Origin of the sequence: Prosthecobacter fluviatilis (genome assembly GCF_042655725.1) — a bacterium.
Classification (GTDB): Bacteria; Verrucomicrobiota; Verrucomicrobiia; order Verrucomicrobiales; family Verrucomicrobiaceae; genus Prosthecobacter; species Prosthecobacter fluviatilis.
In genome coordinates, this window is the sequence record NZ_JBHSMQ010000005.1 from 479,838 (window position 1) to 497,124 (window position 17,287).

The 17,287-nt window shown below is 61.7% G+C and carries 15 protein-coding genes; 8 read left to right on the forward strand and 7 right to left on the reverse strand.

Annotation, left to right across the window (positions count from 1 at the left end):
* Positions 1-10 precede the first annotated feature (10 nt).
* Positions 11-3,007, forward strand: a complete 2,997-nt coding sequence (locus tag ACFQDI_RS16125) for a DUF7133 domain-containing protein (protein ID WP_377168586.1) — start codon at positions 11-13, stop codon at positions 3,005-3,007.
* Between the two features lie 22 nt (positions 3,008-3,029).
* Here ACFQDI_RS16125 and ACFQDI_RS16130 read toward each other — a convergent pair whose 3' ends face one another.
* Both ACFQDI_RS16130 and ACFQDI_RS16135 read right to left on the reverse strand, forming a co-directional pair.
* Positions 3,030-3,503, reverse strand: a complete 474-nt coding sequence (locus ACFQDI_RS16130) for a PIN domain-containing protein (RefSeq protein WP_377168588.1) — start codon at positions 3,501-3,503, stop codon at positions 3,030-3,032.
* Positions 3,500-3,736: a hypothetical protein gene (locus tag ACFQDI_RS16135; protein WP_377168590.1), complete on the reverse strand. Its 237-nt coding sequence runs from the start codon at positions 3,734-3,736 to the stop codon at positions 3,500-3,502. The genes ACFQDI_RS16130 and ACFQDI_RS16135 overlap by 4 nt, the downstream gene beginning before the upstream one ends.
* Before the next feature lie 285 nt (positions 3,737-4,021).
* Between ACFQDI_RS16135 and ACFQDI_RS16140 the strand changes: the two genes are divergently transcribed.
* A complete protein-coding gene (locus ACFQDI_RS16140; protein ID WP_377168592.1) occupies positions 4,022-4,273 on the forward strand; it encodes a glycine zipper domain-containing protein in 252 nt (83 codons plus the stop codon).
* 75 nt (positions 4,274-4,348) lie between these two features.
* On the opposite strand, the gene ACFQDI_RS16145 is transcribed toward ACFQDI_RS16140, so the two are convergent.
* From ACFQDI_RS16145 to ACFQDI_RS16155, 3 genes are read right to left on the reverse strand one after another with little or no spacing between them, the layout of a single operon-like run.
* Positions 4,349-5,641 carry a tetratricopeptide repeat protein gene (locus tag ACFQDI_RS16145; protein ID WP_377168594.1) on the reverse strand — a complete coding sequence of 431 codons (1,293 nt, stop codon included), beginning with the start codon at positions 5,639-5,641 and terminating at the stop codon, positions 4,349-4,351.
* 17 nt (positions 5,642-5,658) lie between these two features.
* Positions 5,659-7,065: an ATP-binding protein gene (locus tag ACFQDI_RS16150; protein WP_377168596.1), complete on the reverse strand. Its 1,407-nt coding sequence runs from the start codon at positions 7,063-7,065 to the stop codon at positions 5,659-5,661.
* 47 nt (positions 7,066-7,112) lie between these two features.
* Positions 7,113-7,778, reverse strand: a complete 666-nt coding sequence (locus tag ACFQDI_RS16155) for a peptidoglycan recognition protein family protein (protein WP_377168598.1) — start codon at positions 7,776-7,778, stop codon at positions 7,113-7,115.
* A 370-nt stretch (positions 7,779-8,148) separates the two neighbouring features.
* On the opposite strand from ACFQDI_RS16155, the gene ACFQDI_RS16160 reads away from it, so the two are divergent.
* From ACFQDI_RS16160 to ACFQDI_RS16170, 3 genes are all read left to right on the forward strand, one after another.
* Positions 8,149-9,231 carry a ribonucleotide-diphosphate reductase subunit beta gene (locus ACFQDI_RS16160; protein WP_377168600.1) on the forward strand — a complete coding sequence of 361 codons (1,083 nt, stop codon included), beginning with the start codon at positions 8,149-8,151 and terminating at the stop codon, positions 9,229-9,231.
* A 137-nt stretch (positions 9,232-9,368) separates the two neighbouring features.
* Entirely contained in the window at positions 9,369-12,698 is a 3,330-nt protein-coding gene (locus ACFQDI_RS16165) for a ribonucleoside-diphosphate reductase subunit alpha (RefSeq protein WP_377168602.1), read from the forward strand.
* 18 nt (positions 12,699-12,716) lie between these two features.
* On the forward strand, positions 12,717-13,298 hold the full coding sequence (locus ACFQDI_RS16170) for a HEPN domain-containing protein (RefSeq protein ID WP_377168604.1): 582 nt from the start codon (positions 12,717-12,719) through the stop codon (positions 13,296-13,298).
* A 189-nt stretch (positions 13,299-13,487) separates the two neighbouring features.
* Here ACFQDI_RS16170 and ACFQDI_RS16175 read toward each other — a convergent pair whose 3' ends face one another.
* Together ACFQDI_RS16175 and ACFQDI_RS16180 are read right to left on the reverse strand one after the other, a co-directional pair.
* On the reverse strand, positions 13,488-13,907 hold the full coding sequence (locus ACFQDI_RS16175) for an HNH endonuclease (RefSeq protein ID WP_377168606.1): 420 nt from the start codon (positions 13,905-13,907) through the stop codon (positions 13,488-13,490).
* The gene (locus tag ACFQDI_RS16180; protein ID WP_377168608.1) at positions 13,904-14,116 is read right to left on the reverse strand and encodes a hypothetical protein; all 213 of its coding nucleotides are present in this window, start codon (positions 14,114-14,116) and stop codon (positions 13,904-13,906) included. Before ACFQDI_RS16180 ends, ACFQDI_RS16175 begins: the two co-directional genes overlap by 4 nt.
* 548 nt (positions 14,117-14,664) lie before the next feature.
* Between ACFQDI_RS16180 and ACFQDI_RS16185 the strand changes: the two genes are divergently transcribed.
* From ACFQDI_RS16185 to ACFQDI_RS16195, 3 genes are all read left to right on the forward strand, one after another.
* A complete protein-coding gene (locus tag ACFQDI_RS16185) occupies positions 14,665-15,306 on the forward strand; it encodes an HNH endonuclease (protein WP_377168610.1) in 642 nt (213 codons plus the stop codon).
* Positions 15,307-15,803: 497 nt separating this feature from the next.
* The gene (locus ACFQDI_RS16190; protein WP_377168612.1) at positions 15,804-16,274 is read left to right on the forward strand and encodes a hypothetical protein; all 471 of its coding nucleotides are present in this window, start codon (positions 15,804-15,806) and stop codon (positions 16,272-16,274) included.
* Between the two features lie 340 nt (positions 16,275-16,614).
* A complete protein-coding gene (locus ACFQDI_RS16195) occupies positions 16,615-17,076 on the forward strand; it encodes a hypothetical protein (protein ID WP_377168614.1) in 462 nt (153 codons plus the stop codon).
* Positions 17,077-17,287 lie beyond the last annotated feature (211 nt).

A 17,287-nucleotide genomic window follows, 5' to 3' on the forward strand; every position in this document is an offset into this window, starting at 1 on the left:
CATTCCGCCCATGAACACGCGTCTTTTCCTTCTCCTGCTCGGCAGTTCCGCGCTCGCCGCTGATCCTAACGTCAAGCCCGACGCTGTGGCAGGCAACGAGGCGGTGAAGAAGATCATGGAAACCCGCGCCGGACGCGGGGTGATGCGCGACGACACGCCACCGACACCGCCGCAAGAGGCGCTCAAGAAATTCAAGACACGCAGCGATGTGGTGATCGACCTCATGGCCGCCGAGCCGGTGGTGGAGCAGCCGCTGTATGCGAGCTGGGACTCCAAAGGCCGCATGTGGGTGGTGCAGTACCGCCAGTATCAGTTTCCCGCCGGGCTGAAGATCATCAGCTATGACCAGCACCTGCGCGCCAAGTTTGACAAGGTGCCGCTGCCGCCGCCACGGGGTGAAAAGGGCGCGGACAAGATCACCGTCTTTGAAGACACGGATGGAGACGGCTTTTTTGACAAGCACGAGGACGTCATCACCGGCCTGAACATCGCCAGCGCCGCGCTGCATGGCATGGGCCGCATCTGGGTGCTGAATCCGCCGTACCTGCTCAGCTACGCGGATGCCGACTTTGACGCGAAGCCGGACACTGACACACCCGAGGTGGAGCTGAGCGGCTTTGGCCTGGAGGACACGCACAGCGTGGCCACGAATCTGCAATGGGGCATGGACGGCTGGCTCTACGGGGCCAACGGCAGCACCACCACCGGGAACGTCAGCAGCGCCAACACCAAGAACGTGAAGTGGGAGGGGCAGTGCATCTGGCGCTACCACCCGATCAAGAAGACCTTTGAAATTTACGCCGAGGGCGGCGGCAACACCTTCAGCCTGGACATCGACAGCAAGGGCCGCCTCTTCTCCGGCACGAATGGTGCCACGCGCGGCATGCACTACGAGCAGGGCAGCTACGGCATCAAAGGCTGGGGCAAGCACGGCCCGCTGACCAATCCGTATGCCTTCGGCTGGTTTGAGCACATGAACCATCAAGGCGACAACAAACGCTTCCCGCAGGCCTTCACGGTGTATGAAGGCGGCCTGCTGGGCAGCGCCTACGAAGGCAAAATCATCGCCCCGAACGCGCTACAAAACCTCGTGTATGTGAGCGAGCGCATCCCGGAAGGCTCCACCTTCCGCACCAAGGACGAGGAAAACCTGCTCAGCACTCCGGACCGCTGGTTCCGCCCCGTGTGGGCCGGTGTGGGCCCGGACGGCGGCTTCTACATGGCCGACTGGTACGACACGCGCCTCAGCCATGTGAGCCCCATCGACGACTGGCACAAGACCAGCGGCCGCATCTACCGTGTGCGGCCTGCGGCAGGTGCGCCGAAGCTGAAGCCGTTTGATCTGAGCAAAGCCAGCGGGGATGAACTGCTCGGTTATTTGAGCCATCCGAACGAGTGGTTCCGCAAGCAGGCCATTCACGAAATCGCCTGGCGTCACCTCACCGATCTGGGTCCCAAGCTCAAGGCCATGCCGCAGACTCTCGAAACCCTGTGGGCTCTTGATGCTCTGGGTCTGGCCGACGAGCTGCCCTTCACCAGCAGCGATCCCTACATCCGCCGCTGGTGCGTGAAGATGGTGGGAGAAGAAAACCGCGATGTGGACGGCTTGCTGAAGGAAGCCAAGACCGAGAAGCACCCTGAAGTGCGCGCTCAGATCCTCGCCACCGCCAAGAAGCTCCCCGCGAAGAGTGCCCTGCCCCTCCTCTGGGCTGGCGATGCGGAAGATGTCAGCGGCCACCTGCCCCTGCTCGCGTGGTGGGCACTGGAGTCGAAGGCGGAAAAAGAGCGCGCAGAGGTGTTCGCCTTCCTCAAATCCGACAGCGCCTTTCTCAAGACCTCCCTCTTCCGCGACAACCTCGCCGAGAAGCTCTCCAAACGCTATGCGCTGGCGGGTGGCGAGGAGAACCTGCAATCCTGCGCGGATCTGCTCGCGCTGACGAATGATGACGCCCTGCGCGGCAAGTTCATCGCCGGCATTGCCTCCGCCTTTGAAGGCGCGGAGATGCCGAAGCTGCCGGAGTCGCTCACGAAGGCGCTCAACGACTACATGGCGAAGCAGAGCGGCGGCGATCTCACGCTCGCACTGCGCAGCGGCAGCGCAGATGCGCTGAAAAGCGCGCTGAAGCTGCTGGAAGACAAGAAGGCCAGCAACACGGCACGCATCGCCATCGCCAAGACTCTGGCGGAGCTCGGCAAGCAGGAGGCGGTGATGCCGATGGTGAACATCCTGAAAGCCACGAACCCGCCGGGCCTCAAGCGCGGCATCCTGCAGGCAGCAGCCAAGTTTGACGACAAGCGCATCCCCGAGGCGCTGCTGCTGGGCTGGGAAGGCCAGATCGCAGGCGACAAGGCGCTGCGTGAGGACGCCTTGCGTGTGATGGCCGGCCGCAAGGAGTGGGCTCAAATTCTGGTGAGCTTTGTGAACGAATGGAAGATCCCCGCCAAGCAGTTCACGGTGGACATCGTGCGCCAGCTCAGCCTGCACAAAGATGCCGAGATCGACGCCGCCATCGACAAGCACTGGAAGGGCCTGCTGGCCACCGGCCCCACGCCGGAGAAAAAGAAGGAGTCCGAGCGCATCAAGGCGGTGGTGAAGACCGGCCTGGGAGATCCCGAGAAAGGCAAGATCCAGTTCATGGCCCGCTGCGCCGTGTGCCACACCCTGTTTGGCGAAGGCGGCAAGATCGGCCCCGACCTCACCGGCTATGACCGCACCAACGCCGACTTCTGGCTGGACAACCTCTTCATGCCCAGCATGGAAATCCGCGAAGGTTTCGGCGCCTACATCGTGAAAACGAAGGGCGGCCAGATCCTCACCGGCCTCATGGACGCACAGGACGCCAGCGGCATCGTCCTCAAGGACATGGCCGGCAACAAAACCGCCTTCAAGCAGGCCGATATCGAGAAGCTCGAAGCCTCCCCCATCTCCCTCATGCCCGAAGGCCTCACCACCGGCATGAGCGACGCGGATCTGAAGGACTTCTTTGCGTATCTGATGAAGAAGTGATCTGAGCGGCAGGTTTAATCCATCACTGAAGATCAGGAACTCGCAGGCCTTCCAAAGCGGCGAGTTCGAGTGCCTTGACGTCAAAGCTCCAAAACGTATCACATCCCAGCAGCAGCGCGAAAGACACGTGCAGGAGATCATAGGTGCGATATCCATGGGCTGCGGTGTGACGCAGTGACAGTTCTTCAAATTTTTCTTTCAGCCGAGAACAGGGCACCAGAGCTGGGCGCAAAAACTGCCCGGCGCTCAATGCATCACGAAATTCCTGCTGCGCGGCACCGGCAAATTCAGAAGTCACCCGAAGTCGCCCCTCCGTTCGAGCGACAAAAACACAGCGCTGAAAGGCGTTGATCAACTCCAGCTCCGTAAGCCAGGTCACCGGCAAGGGTGCGGCCCCCTGCAACGCGGCATCCTTTGCCCAGCCTCTGGCTTTCTCAGCGCCTTCAAGCTCCAGGTAGAGGCGGGTAAAATAGTTGGTGTCCGCGTAAGGAGTCATGCAGCAGCATCTTCCCCGGCCAGCCAGCGGTCCAGGCCTGCGGTCTGCTCGGCCGTCCAGCGTGGCATGCCTAGAGAGTGCAGCCGCCCCCAGTATGCCTCAAAATCAGGAACCTGCATTTCAGCGGCAGGCAGGTGGGTCGCGGCATCCAAATCCATCATAGCGTCCAAAAAGCGTCGCTGCTCGGCCGGGGGCAGAGCCTTGACTTGAAGCAATAGATCACGGGCGCTCACGGCTTAAAGATACCAGAGCGGGAACGCCTCACAAGCCCCATTTCCCGGCATGAGCGACGCGGATCTGAAGGACTTCTTTGCGTATCTGATGAGAAAGTAAGGCTGCCGCCGGAGGCCTGCCATGGATGAACCGCGTGCCGAATGCGGATCGTGCAACATGCCCGATGCGAGATTGCAAATTGCCCGGATTTTGAGGCGGTTTGCGCGGCTCTCCCCAGTGAAAGCGGGGTGGCACGTGTTTTGCAAAGTGTATGGGCGGCGAAAACAACGCCATCCTAACACACCATGAAACTCAAAGTCCTCCCCCTCATTTCGATGCTGGCCGTCTCGGCGCTTTCCTCCTGCGCCACCGGACCCAACGCGCAGCAAGGCTCAGTGATCGGCGCCCTCGGCGGCGCGGCTGCGGGCGGCATCATCGGCAACCAGAGCGGTCGCGGCCTTGAAGGCGCAGCGATTGGCGCAGGCCTCGGTGCGGTGGCAGGCAACGCCATCGGCAACTCGAAGGACCAGCGCAACGGCTACTACCGCCGCTACTAAGCCAGGAGGCCCCCAGAACCAGCCCCGGTCTGCAAACCCCTGGCCGGGGCTGGTTCACCAAAGCATGGCCGGGCTTCAAACATAGAGCACGCGAAACGACCGCAACCAGGTGGTCACCACACCAATGAGCAGCGAAGCAGTGCCCGCCCAGCCCGCAAAGGGCAGACCGGCGTCTGCCAGCACAGCAGTGCCGAAATAAAGAGCCCCGACCCCGGACACTGCAGCTGCCACGCCATAGACAAGGCGGCCCACGTGATGGTGATTGGTAAACGCAGCGGCATTGGCCACCGAAGCGAAAAGACAGGCAAGCGCCACCACCCCAGACTCCGGCACATGGCAGGCGTAGCCGAGAAGAAGCACCGACAGGGAGAGGAAGATCAGACCGCCCACCACGACACCCTCCCAGTATTCACGCGGCTTGAGCGCCTGACGGGCAAAGCGGTCCATGGTGACAAAAAAGCTGCTCAGCCCCCGTGCCAGATGTGACCAGAGCGCAAAGACGAGCCATGTGCCGATGACCACATCGGCCCAAAAAGGCGCGACGGTTTCCAAATAACCGCTGAGCATCCGGTAGGCAATGAAGCCGCCCAGCATGATGGCACTCTGCCGGCCTTCCGTGAACTGGTTCATCCAATGGCAGAAGCGCAGGTTGGCGCGGTAAATCCATGACCGCGCACGGAAGGACTCGATGAGCCCCAGGCGCGCGTTTTCATTCATGGGGTTCAGCCGCAGGGCTTCAAGAAAGTGCTCGTTGGCTTTTTTATGGTCCCCCTGCATCACGGCCATCCATCCGGCACTGGCATGCGCGCTGTCGTCTTCGGCGTTGCGCTGCAGCTGGTATTTGATGAGCTCCTGGTTGTCGCCGTCCTTCTTCTGCAGCAGCAGCGCGGCGGAGAGCACCTCGGCGGCCATGGTGTTCTCCGTGTCCAGCGCCAGCGCGGCGCGGGCGGCGGCCTCGGCCTTCGGGTAATCACGCAGGCGCAGGTGCAGGCGTGAGAGCACGGCGTGGCTGAAGTCGCTGTCGGGATCGAGATTCACCGCCTCCTCGGCCTGCTGCAGCGCGTCTTTGATGGCCGCCGTCTGGCCGTCCCTGGCGTTCGCGTTCAAAGCAAGCGCCAGCACGCTGCGGGCGAAGGCATTTTCCGGCTCAAGCGCCACGGCGCGCCGCGCGGCGTCGATGGACTTCGGCGCGGTGTCCTCCTCCTGCATCCAGCACAGCGCCAGCATGATGAAGCTGGTCGTGTGGTGTGCATCCAGCGCGAGCGCCTGCTGATAGCAGGAGATGGCATCCTGAATGCGGTGCTGGGTCTGCAGCAGGCGGCCGCGGGCAAAGGCGGCATCTGGGGAGGGATGAAAGTCGTCAGACATGCGGAGCGCCGGGTGGTTCAGCGCTTCATGAGGCCGAGGTGCTTGAGCACATCATCGTAGAAGCCGCTCTGATTGGAGTACATGGCGTAGTTTTTGGCGCTCTCAAACCACGCCTTGGTGGTGGCCTTGTGGCGGCCTGCGGCTTTGATGAGGTCCTTGGTCGTCAGCGGGATGACCTTGCCGGTGCGCATGACTTCGTTCATCACGTCCTCGGTGGCGATGTCAAAGACCGCCTTCAGGTCGGCACCGGAGAAGCCCTCGGTCTTTTTGGCCAGTGCACGGGGATCGAGCTCGCCGATGGGTTTTTTCTGCGCCATGACCTCGATGATGGCCGCGCGTCCGGCCTCGTCAGGCGGGGGGACAAACAGCGTGCGGTCAAAGCGGCCCGGGCGGCGGAAGGCGGGGTCGATGTGCCAGGGGGCATTCGTGGCACCGATGATGAGCACGCCGTCGTTGCTGGACTCTGCGCCATCCATCTCCGAGAGGAAGGCGTTGATGAGATTGCGGCCGGCGCTCTGGCGCAGATCGCGGCGGTCGGCGGCCAGAGCATCCACCTCGTCAAAGAAGAGGATGGTGGGCGCATTCTGGCGGGCCAGCTCAAAGACCTCGTGCATGTTTTTCTCCGAGCCGCCAATCCACATGTCGAGGATCTGGTGCAGGCCCAAGGCGATGAAGTTGGCCTTGATCTCGCCGGCGGTGGCCTTGCTGATGAGCGTCTTGCCCACGCCGGGCGGGCCGTAAAGGAGGACGCCGCCGCCCACTTTTTTGTCGTAGGCCTTGAAGAGCTCCGCGTGCTGCAGCGGGTAGATGATCTTCATGCGGATCTCTTCTTTCAGCGCCTCCATGCCGCCCACGCCGGAGAAATCGAGCTGCGGTTTGCCGAAATCCGCCAGCCCGAGGTCAAAGGCGGCACCGCCGCGCGGGTGGCCGTCATCGTCATCCTGATCCTCTTTGACGGATTCGATGAAGGTGCCGCTGGAGGTCATGGCGCCACGCTTGCGGCCCGCCGTGTCATCACTGGAGGGCTTGACGCTGTGCAGATCCTTCTCGATGCCGGGGTCTGCGAGGGAGCTGTTCAGGGCCACGCCTTTGTCATACATGGCTTTGGCCTTGGGCAGGTCCCCCTCGGTGATGTGAATGCGCGCCAGCAGCAGGTAGGCGGCGGCGCAGGAGGGTGTGTCTGAGATGATCTGCTCCGCACGCACCGCCGCCTGCGAGGTCTTGCCATTGAGCAACGCCACACGGGCCAGGCCCAGCCGGGCCTCGGCGTGCGCGGGGTCCTCCTTCAGCACGCGCTGAAAGCTCTGCTCCGCCTCCTCCAGCAGCCCCTCGTCCAGGCAGGCCTCCGCAAAGAGCATGAGCAGCGGGGCATTGTCTGGGGAGTGCTGGAGCGCCAGGCGCAGGGCATCGAGGTTTTGAGGCATGCGGCAGACTCAGCGTGGGGTGTTTGCCGTGGCAAGACAATTTAAGCTCACAATGCGCGGCGATAGGCGGCGATCCTGTTCAGAAAGGCCTGCCACTTCGCACCCGGGCGCCCACGGTCCATGAGGAAGTGCGGGCAGTTCTTGTGGCCGAGATTGCGGTGGTCATCGTGCCGGATCATGAGCCAGTGCTGGTGCGGCACCACGTGATTGAGCGGAATGTTGTACTCCCTCATGAGCCAGGCCACGAGGCGTGCGGTCTTGTCCAGCGTACGGCTGCGGTCATTGCCGCGGTTTTCGCACATCTCGATGCCGATGGAGGTGCGGTTTCCGGGGCCGTCGTAGTCGGCGTGCTCGCCGCGCTCGTTCACCGGCATGCTTTGGTAGATGGAATGATCATCCACAGTGAAATGCCAGCCGATGTAGCCTATCGCATTATGCCGACCTTTGATGGCCCCGGTTTTGAGCATCTGGGCGTGAGCCCTGGCACCACAGCCACGGGCGTAGTTTTCCGTGGCGTGGATGGTGATGTAGGTGGGCCGCATGGGCCGGTACTGCCTGCGTGCGTAACGCCCGCTGGGTATCAGGTCCACCGTGACGCCCGGCGGCGGGTTGCTGACGCTGTTTTGTGGAACATTGAGCACCGAGCAGGAGCTCAGCAGCAGGGCCAGCGGCAGGCAGCAGGCCATGTAACGGAACAGGAGATGGCAGGGCATGGGGCGGGGGCTAAGCAGGTTGTGTGACAAAATCCCCCCTGTGTCGGCTTTCCCAGCGAGATTTCAGATGTTTTTTAGCTTTCCCTGCACGATTCCTGCGCCGAGCGGCAGGAGTGACAAAATTCTCATTTCTGCTCATCACGCTAGGCATTTTGACGCCGGAAAAATTTTTTCGCCGTGGAACGCTTGAATCTGCGCTGTGAAACGCATTTCGGCACAATGGCTGGGAAAAAGATCTCGCCAGAACACAATATCTTGTGCATGATCCGCCTCGGCCTCCGCCAGATCTGGTATTTATGATGCTAGTCGGATGCTCAGTCATTTTCGCGAAAAATCAAATTAACACCCTTCACTCTGCAACGAATTCGTCATGGAAAAGACCTACAAGATTGGCAACCGGGAATTCCCACTCGATCAAGATAAAGCCGAGGCCGCCTACGCAGCCAAGAAGGTGATCAATGGCCGCAAGAGCATGACCTTCAACCTCCTGCCGCTGAAGTACCAGTGGGCGTACGACCTATACCGCATCATGAAGGCCAACCATTGGGAGCCTGAAGACATCCAGATGCAGAAGGACGTAGAACAATGGCGCTCTAATGACATTTCCCAGAACGAGCGCTGGATCATCATGATGGGCATCGGCTATTTCAGCGCCGCCGAGGGCATCGTAGGTGACAATGTGCAGCATGTGGTGCGCGAACTGGTGACCGCCCCCGAACTGAAGCTCGTCCTGGGCCGCCATGCTCATGAGGAGAACATCCATGCGGATTCCCTGCTGTACATGATTTCCTCCCTGGGCATCAACCCCCATGAGTGCGAGGCCATGTTTGAGCAGATCCCGACGATCGTGAAGAAGAACGAGTTCGTCACCAAGCACTCCAACAACCTGCGCCGCGACCTGGACCTGACCAAGCTGGAGAACAAGCAGCTGCTGGCGAAGAACATCTTCGTCTTTGGCCAGTGCATGGAGGGCACGCAGTTCTACGGCCTCTTTGGCATGATCCTGAGCCTGTACCGCCAGAACAAGTTCCCCGGCATCGGCCAGATGTTCCGCTACACGCTGCGCGATGAGTCGAACCACATCGAAGTCTTCCGCAATCTGTTCATGGACCTCATCGAGGAAAACCCGGACATCTGGACCGCAGAGTTCCGCGAGGAGCTGACCAACATCATGCGCGAAGGCGTGGCGCTGGAGAAGGAATTCATCCGTGACTGCCTGCCGGTGAACGCCGTGGGCCTGAGCGCCGAAGAATTCGAGCGCTACACCGACTACATCGCCGACCGTCGTCTGGACGGCTGCGGCCTCCCGGCGCTGAACCCGGGCATCACCAACCCGCTGCCATGGCTGGCGGAGCTGATGGACATCAAGAAGGAGCAAAATTTCTTTGAGGGCAAGGTGACCGACTACCAGAAGGCCTCTGCGCTCGAAGTCTGCTCTGACGACGATCTTTAATATTTCTTCAAGATCCCATATTTCCAATTGATGGCCGGTTTCCCGCTGAGTTTTTGCGGCGGGGACACCTGCCTTCCCCCCTCTCCTTTTCCGCCCCCGCCACCCTCCTCCACAACCACTAGCCTGGACCTCCCGCCATGACCCATGCCCACGACCTGCTCAAAGAAGACAAAGAGCTCAAGCGCTACGCCCACCACACGCCCAAGGAAGACAAGCCCCAGTTTGAATGGAGCGCGCTGACCGCAGGCGTGGCGGGCATTCCCCTGAAGACGGCCACCAAGGTGAGGATCGGCAGCAGCGAGCGTGATTTCGACGTCGGTGAAATCGCCGACACGGTGGGCAATGCGATCACCGACCTGCTGCTGGCACGCCAGCGCCAGAGCGAGATCTTCAATGATTCCAACCGCCAGCTGGTGCAGGCCATTTCACGCGCGGTGGCGGAGGAGGTGGCCCAGCGCACGACGGACAATGGCAGCGAGGGCTCGATGCTGAGCACCAAGGAGATCTATCAGGTCATTGAGCAGGCGCTGGTGCGCCACAACGCCCACGACGTGGCCCGCAGCCTGGCCGAGCGCCGCAAACGCACCGAAACCCTGGCCAACTCCGACGCCAACGACGCCGGCGCCCTCCAGCCCATCATGGTCACCACCAAAGTCATCCGCCGCAACGGCCAGCTCGTGCCCTGGAACCACAACAAGATCGAGATCGCCGTGCGCAAGGCCTTCCTCTCCCTGGAGATGGACTCCACGCCGGCCGTGCAGATCGCCGAGGCCGTGAGCCGCGCCATCATCAATGACGGCAAGCAGTTCATGCACATCGAGGACGTGCAGAATCTCGTGGAAGAGGAGCTCATGAAGCAGGGCTTCTTCAAAGTGGCCCGCGCCTACATCCAGTACCGCGCGCTGCGCTCCACCATGCGCAGCGGAGAAGAGCAGGCCGCCGCCATCGCAGACGAGCAGGAGTCCGACCAGCAGCAGACCCTCATCCTCGTGCGTGCGTCCCCCACGGAGACCTTCCTCTGGGACGGCCAGGACCTCAAGCGCCGCATCGACTTCGCCAGCCTGGGCCTGGACCTCTGCCTCAGCCGTGGCGAGATCGAGATGGAGCTGCGCCGCTCCATCTTCAGCGACATCACCGTCGAGGCTCTGAAGACCACCATCATCCTCAATTCTCGCACGCTCATGGAGAAGGACGCCGACTTCGCGAAGTTCGCCGGCCGCATGCTCCTCACCTACATCTATGAAGAAGTGCTCGGCTGGAGCATCGTGGACCACGGCATCGAGCAGCTGCCAAACTTCCACCGCCGCGGCTTCCGCAAGAACCTGGCCCGTGGCATCGAGATCGAGCGTCTGCACCCGCAGCTCCTCAAGTACGACCTCGACAAGATCGCCGACGCTCTGGATCCCGCTGCGGACATGGACTTCGACTTCCTCGGCATCCAGACCCTCTATGACCGCTACCTGATCGTGGACAAGAAGGTCAAGCCCTCCAAGCGCCTCGAAACCCCGCAGCTCTTCTGGATGCGCGTGGCCATGGGCCTCTGCGTGCAGGAAAAGGAAAACGCCGAGGAGAAGATCATCGCCCTCTACCGCCTGTACAAAGGCCGCCGCTTCTGCTCCAGCACCCCGACGCTCTTCAACAGCGGCACGATGCACAGCCAGCTCTCCTCCTGCTACCTCTACAAGGTGGACGACAGCATCGAGTCCATCATGCAGCGCGGCATCGCCGACAACGCCTACCTCTCCAAGTGGGCGGGCGGCCTTGGCGGCTCCTGGACGGCGGTGCGCGGCACCGGCGGCTACATCAAGGGCACCAACGGCGAAAGCCAGGGCGTCATCCCCTTCCTCAAGCTGCACAATGACCAGCTCATCGCGGTGAACCAGGGCGGCAAGCGCCGCGGCTCCGGCTGCGCCTACCTCGAAGTCTGGCACAACGACATCGAGGACTTCCTCCAGCTCCGTGTGAACACCGGCGACGAACGCCGCCGCACGCACGACCTGAACACCGCCAACTGGGTGCCTGACCTCTTCATGAAGCGCATGGAGAACCGCCAGAAGTGGACGCTCTTCCGCGCCAACGAAACGCCGGACCTGCACGAGCTCTACGGCAGCGCCTTTGAAAAACGCTACCTCGAATACGAGGAGATGGCCGCCAAGGGCAAGATCTTTGGCCGCAGCATGGAGGCGCTGGACCTCTGGAAGAAGATGCTCAAGTCCATCTTTGAAACCGGCCACCCCTGGATCACCTTCAAGGACCCCTGCAACGTGCGCAGCCCGCAGGACCACGTGGGCGTCATCCACAGCTCCAATCTCTGCACCGAGATCACGCTCAACACGAGCTTTGAGGAAACCGCCGTGTGCAACCTGGGCTCCGTGCTGATCGACAACCACCTCGACGACAACGGCAACATCGACCACGCCAAGCTGCGCGAGACCATCCGCGTGGCCGTGCGCATGCTCGACAACGTCATCGACATCAACTACTACCCCACCGAGTCCGCCAAGACCGCCAACAGCCGCCATCGCCCCATCGGTCTCGGCGTCATGGGCCTCGGCTACGCGCTCTACCGCAAAGGCCTGCCCTTCGCCTCCAAGGAAGCCGTGGAGTTCAACGACGAGTTCATGGAAGCCGTGGCCTACTACGCCTATGAGGCCAGCAGCGACCTCGCCGGCGAGAAAGGCACCTACTCCACCTACAAAGGCAGCAAGTGGGACCGCGGCCTCCTGCCGCAGGACACCGTCGATCTCCTCGCCAAAGAGCGCGGCCTCGACATCGACGTCCCCCGTGGCGGCAAGATGGACTGGTCCGGCCTGCGTGCCAAGATCGCCAAGAACGGCATGCGCAACAGCAACGTGCTCGCCATCGCCCCCACCGCCACCATCTCGAACATCATGGGCTCCAGCCCCTGCATCGAGCCCCTCTTCACCAACTTCTACACCAAGAGCAACCTCTCCGGCGACTTCATGGTGCTGAACCCCTACCTGGTGAAGGACCTCAAGAAGCGCGGCCTCTGGAACCCCGAGATCCAGGCCAAGATCAAGTACACCGACGGCGAGCTCGAAAGCATCGAGGAAATCCCCGTCGATCTGAAGCGCAAGTACGCCACCGCCTTCGGCATCGACTGGGCCTGGCTGCTCGACGCCGCCGCGCGTCGTCAGAAGTGGATCGATCAGTCCCAGAGCGTGAACCTCTTCTGCGGCGAGAGCGCCATGCAGACCCTCTCCCACATGTACCGCGCCGCCTGGCGCAAGGGGCTCAAGACCACCTACTACCTGCGCACCCGCAGCGCCTCCAACATCGAAAAAGCCACCAGCGAAGTCGAGAAGGAGAAGCGCGGCATCGTCGCCAGCCACCAAGCTGCCGTCGCCGCCACCGCAGCCGCCGCCAAGCAATACACCGCCGAAGAAGTCATGGCCTGCTCGATTGAGGCGATGAGGAATGGCGGGACGTGTGAGGCGTGCCAGTAGGGGGCGCGTTCGATAGCCATGCACACATCAGGTCCAGTTTTCGACAAGCAAACGCCGGTTTGCTTGTTGTTAACGGCCGGTAGCTTTTATGACTGTGCCAGGCTCTGCCGAGCAGCCAGCGAAGGCAATGGAGAACTATTAAAATTCATTCCAGATCATAAAAGCTATTTACGACCTGCAATATATGCGACTGCATGTCGGGCAATTGAACTTGCATTGAAAGCTTATCTCAGAGCAGCTGGAGACACAGAAAAACAGTTCCGCAAAAAGGGAGGAGCGAACGGCCATGATTTGATTCAGCTGTATGAGGCAGCCATCACATCTGGCATGAATCGGCTCTCATTGTCTCCAAAGGATAAGTCCGATTTTCAGGAACTGAGCGAAAGATATCACGGGAAAGATTTCGACTATCCTGATGTGACCAGCAGCAGAGGTGCGCCGTCTTTAGATTTCGCCATCAGGATTGCGAAGGAGGCGATCGTCTCCGTTGAACCGTTCTGTCGTGCCAATGACAACAGACACCTCAATCAGCTTTCAGCAGACGTAGGTTTTGAGGCGAAGCGGAATCAAAAGGTGAAAAAGACGGCTCAAAAAATTTAGGCTCATTCTCAGCCCAAGCGCTCTTGTTCCAAAGCCCAACGGGCTTTCGTCATGCAGCCTAGGAGTGCGTTCCTGTCTTCCGAAGCTCGAAGAGCGAAGGAGGAAGCGATAGCGAGTGCTCTCCTGGGAACCGCGCCACCCACGATCCCCGCCGGATCAGGAACCTCAACGAGGTTCCGTCACTCCAGCTCACAGATGCCCTGGAGGCGGGTGGCGGCCACGCAACGATTCTTCATGCCGGATGCTCACGGCGATGGGGCGGTTCATGGCCATTGCTGACACCGTGGCGCGCCCCGAGGGAGTGATGCCGATCAGCTCAGCCGCATTCCAACGAAAATGCAGATTCCATAGGTCACGCCGGGGATGAAACAGTGGAACCATGCCGCCGGTGTCTGGATCCGCCGCAGTCACCCGCGCTGATTTGCGCAGCGAGCAAGACACACAGGCCAGGGCCAGGTTTTCAAGCTCAGTCGGTCCTTCCAAACTCACCGGTTGGATGTGGTCCACATGAAACACGGCCTCCTGACCTTCCTGAGAAAGCCCGCAGTACTCGCAGCGGTTTGCCGCGCGTTCGACCACCTGCATGCGCAAGAAGCTGGGGATGCTCATGCTGCAGCCCTGGCCTTGAGTCCCAGATAAGTCAGCGTATCTGCCAGATCCACCAGTCCTTCGGCTTCAGCCCTTTCCTGATCGGTGAGAGTCTGTCCCGCATCCTGCTTGTCCAGCAGGGCGGTCAGCCGTTCACTGACCCCGGCAGGCAGCTTGAACCGCGCCAGATCGCCCGGCAGTTCGAGATCAAGGTGGATCGACTGTGACATGACGGGAGTTTATCGTTTGAGTCTGCCTGACGCAACCCCTCACTTATCCCCTCCAGTCTGCCGGTACCGTCCTATCCGCCTGATCGCCACAGAGACTAATGCCGCTGCCGCACCTCGTTTTTCCGGGAATCCTGGGTGCATGAAGGCTGCCGAAGCGAAAGTAGCACGGGCAATCCTGCCCGTAAGCGGCGCGCTCTACACGGGCAGGATTGCCCGTGCTACTGCCCGGCTTGTCGCCATAGACCTCCAGTCTCTGGCGTCAAGGGCTGCCGCACGACACTCCTCCGGCAATGACAGGTCGTAACCGTTGAAGGCCCGCGCCTGCGCTGATTTTTCTTCCAGTTGCAAAGCTTTGCACACAGGCCTCGGCCAGAGCGTGAAACAGGCCGAAATCTCTTGATAAAATACCGATTCATACCATGCTATGTCCAAGGTGATAATCACCCGACCGAGCGCCTCGTTGCCTGCCTCCAGGCGGCGTTTGGAAGACAAAAATGCCGTTCATCCTGTGCATCCAAAACCGGTTTCAACCCTGCCGCCAGATCCTTATGGAAACAACCCCAAACGCTCTCCTGGGTGCGATGCCCCGGCAACGTCGTTTGCGCCGCGAGTGGCACTTTCCCTCGCTGGACATCGACAGCCGTGAGATCAGTGCGGAGGCGGCCAGGCTGCGGCATTGCGACCATCTGCGGCGGGAGCCTCGTGTGGCGCTGCAGTCGGACGGCAAGCCTTTCTATCGCATCCAGTGTGCTGACTGCGGCCAGAAGCTCAGCCATTCACTCCCACACTCCAGCGTCCCCAACCGCGAAAGGTGCCCGCAGTGGAATGAGGAGCTGTACCAGAGGCGCCTCCGCGAGGGCGTTGATGCCTACGGGCAGTGCCGGGAAGCTGCCATCGCCAGGCGGAAGGCGGAGTGGCGGGCGGTCTATCGTCGCTATCTGGCATCGGCGGACTGGCAGTCCGTGCGCCAGCGCGTTCTCAAGAGAGCCGGCGGCATTTGCGAAGGGTGCCTGGAGGCCCCGGCCAGGGAAGTCCACCACAAGACCTATGCCCATGTGGGTGATGAGCTCCTCTTTGAGCTGGTGGCGATCTGCCGCCCCTGCCATGAGCGCCTGCACCCCAGCGCCACGAACGGCTATCCGGAGCTTCTGGAAAGGCACCTGGAAAAGGTCCATGTCCACGGGGGCTGAACTCCGCTTTTGAATACCACTTCCTACCACAAGATAACCATGGTGATCCCGACAGAAATGATTGCCGCGCTGCTCGCCTCGGGCCGGCGCTTTGAACTCACCCCCGAGGGTGGCCTCATCGTGGATGCGGAGCCTTCCAAGGCCGGCAGGCGTGCCGAAAGGAACCGCCGCTACTATGAAGCACAGCGTCTGCGGGCGTCTGAAAACGTCTTAACACCGTCTGAACCCGTCTTGGAGTGTCCGGATGCGTCTGACTCGTCTGAAAAAACAACACCTCTCCCCCTCTCCCCCTCTCTCCCTCCCTCCCCCTCTCTCCCTCCCTCCCCCTTTCCCCTCAGACTCCCCTTTCCCCCGCCCACCCACACGCCCCCACACCTGCACATGGGCGCGCGCCCGCGTACGTACGCGAGGCCGGGACGGGCCAAGGCCACACAGCGCAGCCCCTGGCAGCGCCACGCCTGCCTGCGGCACCCCAGTCCAAACGCCGTGGACTGCCGGTGGACGACGCGGCATGGCTCGCGCACCTCGCTGCGAACCCGGCGTATCAGGCCCTCGACATCCCGGCGGAGCTGGGAAAATGCGCGGCCTGGTGCGAGCTGAAACAAAAGCGGCTCAGCCGTGCGCGGCTGCTGAACTGGCTGAACAAAGCGGACCGCAGCATCAGCCTCAAAGGCCTGGAGTTTCCCTGCGGCGCAGAGCCCCATGCCGGCCGTGGCACCCAGGCGGAGCTGGAGGCCTACGCGGTGCAGATCGGACTGCCGGCCAGCGATGGCGCCGCGATGTTCAACCACTGGGAGGCGAACGGATGGATGAACGGCCAAACCTCGATCCGGGACTGGCGCGCCGGGCTGCGCAAGTGGCTCGATCAAGGCTGGCTGCCTTCGCAGAAGGTGATTCACCGTCCAGCGCCAGCACCAGCGCCGTCGGCGCGCAGTGACAGCGCGAACCGACCGGGACGGTATGCGTAGAATGCGAATCCCTGCGCCGGCCAGGTTGCCAGGAGCAGAACGTTGCTCGCGGCGGTGCGTTGAGGGATCAAGATGATCCCTCTCCTCCAGACGCTCCGCGCAGCACCCTCCGGCGGAGTGGGATCGTCCCGATCCCTCCACGCTCCGCTTTCACCCAAAGCTCCGCGCTGGAGCAGCAGCACCTGCGGCTTGGTGGTTTGAAGAACGTTGCTCGCGGCGGTGCGTTGAGGGATCAAGATGATCCCTCTCCTCCAGACGCTCCGCGCAGCACCCTCCGGCGGAGTGGGATCGTCCCGATCCCACGGGCTTGATTCCTGACGGTTTCCGGGAACCTTGATGCATGAAGGCCGCCGAACCTCTCACCATCGCCGCGCAGATGAAGGTGCTGCAATCCCACGAGGATGTGGCGACGTGGGCGCTGGCGCATCTGGGTCTGCCGCCGGAGTGGCGGGACACAAATGTGGAGGGCAACACCGAGCGCTGCCAGGACGCGGTGAACCGGGTCTTCACGCTGACGCGCAAGGACATCGAGGACAGCCTCGCGGCCCAGGGCCTGCAGCCCGAAAACCTGCCGCCGGTGAGCACCGAAGCGGGCAGCCGCGATGGCAGCTACTTCATTTCCAAACGGCGTGGCGAGTGGGAGTTCTACCATCAGGAACGCGGCTACCCCTGGGCGGGCACCACCTTCGACGACCTCGCCGAGGCGCGGAAGTTCCTCATCAACCACTTCATCCCCGTCTGGCTGGATCACCTCCACGTGCCGTGCCGCACGAAGGAGGGGAAGATGATTCGGGCGCTGTAGGGAAAGCGTGCGAGAGGAGCGCGGACACTCTTGTCCGCTGTTTCGAGGCTTGGAAGCACGAGGTGATAGCGATGGCCGGAGGAGGCGGACAGCAACTGTGTTACGACGCAAGTGTGAAGTTGGGTTGGGTGAGGAGTTTGTTGAGCACGCAGAGGATTTTGCGCATGAGAGCTGTGATGGCGACCTTCGCAGGTTTGCCGCGTTGACGTAG